The sequence below is a fragment of the Rhizobacter sp. P2_D12 genome, from assembly GCF_056404395.1.
On the sequence record NZ_JBFUEB010000215.1, the window covers coordinates 1 to 3,988 of the forward strand.

The 3,988-nt window shown below is 70.8% G+C and carries 3 protein-coding genes; 2 read left to right on the forward strand and 1 reads right to left on the reverse strand.

The genetic code is table 11. From position 1 onward, the window contains the following. On the reverse strand, window positions 1-2,760 hold a 2,760-nt coding region (locus AC1DYN_RS31675; RefSeq protein ID WP_477966638.1), incomplete at its 3' end, for a penicillin-binding protein 2. Between the two features lie 225 nt (window positions 2,761-2,985). On the opposite strand from AC1DYN_RS31675, the gene AC1DYN_RS31680 reads away from it, so the two are divergent. Together AC1DYN_RS31680 and AC1DYN_RS31685 are read left to right on the forward strand one after the other, a co-directional pair. Then, window positions 2,986-3,222, forward strand: a complete 237-nt coding sequence (locus AC1DYN_RS31680; protein WP_477966640.1) for a hypothetical protein — start codon at window positions 2,986-2,988, stop codon at window positions 3,220-3,222. Between the two features lie 163 nt (window positions 3,223-3,385). Beyond that, complete coding sequence (locus AC1DYN_RS31685; protein WP_477966642.1) at window positions 3,386-3,973, forward strand: YXWGXW repeat-containing protein; 588 nt, start codon at window positions 3,386-3,388, stop codon at window positions 3,971-3,973. Window positions 3,974-3,988: the final 15 nt, after the last annotated feature.

A 3,988-nucleotide genomic window follows, 5' to 3' on the forward strand; every position in this document is an offset into this window, starting at 1 on the left:
GCCAAGAGGCGCGCCCTGGCAAGACGCAGCGTCGCGGCCGTCGAGCGCCAGCAGCAGGCGCGGCGTCACGCTGCGCCCTTCGCCGACGCTTGCCGCCACCAGCGCCATTTGCAGGGGCGTGGTCTGCATGCGCAGGCCAATCGCCATCTGGCGCAGTTCGTGGCGGCTGTGGATGGGATCGAGCTGCGATGCGGACGCCGACAGCGCATCCCAGTCATTCCAGCGATACTCCGGCGGCAGCAGGCCGCCGTCCAGCCGCAGCGGCTGACCGAAGCCAAGGCGCGCTGCCATCGAGGCGACCGGACGGGCCGCATCGAGCGCCCCCGGCTCCAGCGCCGCCGCACCCGGCATGCCGCCGTCAGGCTGGCCGAGCAGCGTGCGGTCGCTCAGTTCACCGGTCCAGGCGAACCACGTATTGACGCTATGCGCCATCGCGCCGGCCAGGCCCAGGCGACCGTCTGCGGCGCGCGCGCCAGTGATCTGGTCGCGGAAATTGGTGATGCGGGCGCGTGTGACATCAAGCGGGTAGCTGGGCGCATCGGTGCGGAAGTCGTACCCGCCATCGCGCGCGATGCGGTCTACCTGCGCCAATGGCAAACCGCCCAGCAGCGCATCGAGGTGCTTGTCGCCGCGCGCAGCTTGCTCAAGACCGAGCGCGGTGATCACCTTGAACGTCGAGCCGGGCGCGCGGTGGGCGCCGCCGTCGTGCTGGAATGCGGCGATCCGCAGCGGGCTGCGCGCCGGGTCGGCGCGGTCGAAGTCGCGCACCTCTGGCCAGTTGTCCGGCGCAGCAGTATTTCCACCACTCGATGCCGCGGCCAGGATGTCGCCGGTGCCGGCGTCGAGCAACACCAGGCCGGCACGCCGCTCGGCGGGCGCGGGCTGGGCGCCACGGCAAACGCGCCCGTCCCACTGGCCGCCCTGCTGGCCTATGCAGTCGAGCAGCACCTGGGCGCGCGCTTGCAGCGCCAGGTCGAGCGTCAGGCTCGCGGCATGGTCGCTCCCGAACAGGCGCGCCAGCATGCCGGCCACGCTGCCATCGTGCTGGCGGTGCACGCCCAGCAGCGGGGCCAGGCCGGCCAGCGTCGCGTGGACCGACGGCGCGCCATCCTGCCACAGGGCTTCGCCGTTGCGATCGGTCAGGCGCACTGCGGCGCCAGTTGGCCGCACGCTGCGGCTGCCAGCCGGCAGCGCCTGCCACGCGAGCGCGCCCCGCTCAACCTTCAGATGGCGGTAAGCGGCGTCGGCGCCGCCGGACAGTCTCGCCAGGTCGATCGGCTCGATCTCGACCTTGACCGTCGTCGCGCCAGGCAGTGGCGACAGCACCAGGTGCTGCACGGCGCCCGCGTCCGGACAGGCGCGCCCGTCGCAGACGCCGAGGGCCGCCACCGTGGCGCCCAGCACACTGCGCACGCGGCCGGCGACCAGCAGTTCCAGCGGCTTGCCACCGGCCCGCGTGCTCAGGCTCACGAGGCTGTCACGCCGGCCGCCCTCCCAGCCACCGACACGGTTCCACGGCGCCCAGTCTTGCGGCAACTGCGCGAACAGGCGCATCGCCGCCAGCGGCAGGCCTGCCTCGCGCACTGCCGGGCTGCCTGCCACTGCCGCTTGCCAGATTGCCGTTGCTCCGGGACGCACGCGCCATGCCACCAGCCGCCGTTCGCTATTGAACACGCGCACCTGTTCGCGCACGAAGGCGCCGTCGGCCCGGTGATGCAGGCGTTCGAGCAGGCGCCGGTCGCCCGCATCGGGTTGAAAATTCTGCCAGCCGRGCAGCGGCGCGCGTACGGATTCATCGGCCTGGAGCCAGGCCAGCAAGTCGCGCGGCGCCAGTTCGATCAGGCCATCGCGGCCAAGGCGCAGCAAGCGGCGCGCCCGCAGCGCCTCGAACAGCGCCTGGTCTTCCAGGCCGGCGCCCGGGACCATTGGTACGGTCCAGACACCGGGACGCAGGCGCAATGTGACAGGGGTGCCAGCCGCCGGGAAGGCCTGCACGAATGCCGCTTTGGCGGCTTGCTCACCCGGCTGGAAATGCTGCAGTACCAGTTCACCGGCCTGCGGGCAGGCACCGCTCGGCTGGCGCGTAAAGCGCAGTGCCTCGCCGCGCCACAACAGCCAGCCCGCACTGCCCAGCGCGGCCTGGCCCTGGCGCGCATGCGTCGCGACCCCGCCCGTTGCGTCGCCGATCCAGCTCGCGGTGCCGAAGCCTGCGTTCCAGGCGATCGCCAGGCCCGCGCCCGCATTGCCCGTGATGTCGATGCGCGGCATGGCCGAGCCGTCGCGCGCCAGCAGCACGCTGCGTGCTGGTCCATTGCTACTGCGCGCGAGCGCGGCCGCTTCGCTGAACGGATAACCAACGCGCAGCGGCAGCAGCCGCCCGTTCGCCGGATCGAGCATCTGCGTGCACAGGTCGACCCGTACCGCTGGCCCGGCCTGCATGCCGCTCGCAATGACGAGCGCCAGCGCCCCGCGCTGCGTCAGCGACACGCCGCTGTCGGCCGGCACGACGATTTCCAGGCCCGGCGCCAGCGGCTGCAGCGCTGCCAGTGCCTGCGCGCCAGGAACATCGTGCGCATCGTTCGGCAACGCACGCGCGTGCAGCGCCAGCGCGACCGCACCGCCCATCACCAGCGCCAGCGCGGCCCAGGCCCAGGCCGGGCCGAGCGAGATGGTCCAGCCCCGGCGCAGGTTGCGGGCGCGCCGCCGCGCCGTGCGCGACGCGGCGATGTTGCGGGACAGGGTGGCGAAGGGGCCGGTCATGCACGTTTCCCGAGAATAGCGTGGCGCCCATGCGCCCTTGCGCAACGCTAGCGGAGGGACGGTGAAACCGCTGAGCGGATTGACGCGGCGCGCACAGGTCCAGGGCCGCCCTGATGCAGCTCACCCCCCGTTTTCTGCCACTCGTCGCACACCGCTGGAAGCCGTGCGGGGACGCGCCTACAGTACACACATCGACACACCACTCACCCACCAAGGAGAAGCAAAATGAACGTCCTCAAACACATGGAAGCCGTCTTCATCGCCGCCGCCCTGATCGCCGTTCCTGCCGGCTATCTGGCCAAGGTATCGGACGCCAACGCCAACGCCTTCACTGCCAGCAGCGCGGCCATTGCCAGCGGCGCCAAGGTCGCCACCGTGACCGTCACCGCCAAGCGGCTGAGCAACGCCGAGAAGTCGCAATTGCTGGCACTGGACACTGTCACCGCAGCGAGCCGGCTGTGAGCGCGGTCGGTCGTCGCGGCGCCGCCTACGGGCAGCGCGCGGCGGCCAGGTGGACGGCAAACGCCACCAATCTGTGTCAGATGTAATAACTTGCTTCAGGCTTCGCGTCACCGATCCCGGATTGCTATATTCCGCTTATCCGCTTACGGATCTGGAGACGACCATGAAATCCCCGCTTATTCTTGCAGCCCTGATCGCCATTGGCTCAGCTGCCACCATCCCGCTGTCTGCACAGGCCCAGCCGCATGTCTCGGTCGTGATCAGCAACGCCCCGCCCGCCCCCATCTACGAGCGCATCCCCGGTCCGCGTCGCGGCCATGTCTGGGCGCCCGGCTACTGGGAATGGCGCGGTCATCGCCATGACTGGGTGCCCGGCCACTATGTCGTTGCGCGGCCCGGTTATGTATACGCGCCGCCGAGCTGGCACCATCGCGGCAACCGCTGGGTGATGGAACCGTCGCGCTGGAACCGCGGCCCGGGTCACCACTACGGCCCGCAGCCCGTGTATGTGCGCGGCCATGACGGCTATGACCGCGACCGCGGCTACCGGGACCACCGCGACCGTGATCGCGATCGGCATCACGGCAATGGCCGCGGGCGCGGACCGGACTTCGACCGCGACGGCGTGCCGAACTACCGCGACCGCGATCGCGACAATGACGGCATCCGCAACCGTCACGATCGGGACCGCGACGGCGACGGCGTGCGCAACCGGCATGACAACCGGCCGGACAATCCTTATCGCCGTTGATCCGCGCTGTTAATT

Excerpts from the sequence above, each read along its gene's own strand:
- AC1DYN_RS31680 (WP_477966640.1), top strand. The coding sequence starts at position 2,986 with ATGAACGTCCTCAAACACATGGAAGCCGTCTTCATCGCCGCCGCCCTG.
- AC1DYN_RS31685 (WP_477966642.1), top strand. The coding sequence starts at position 3,386 with ATGAAATCCCCGCTTATTCTTGCAGCCCTGATCGCCATTGGCTCAGCT.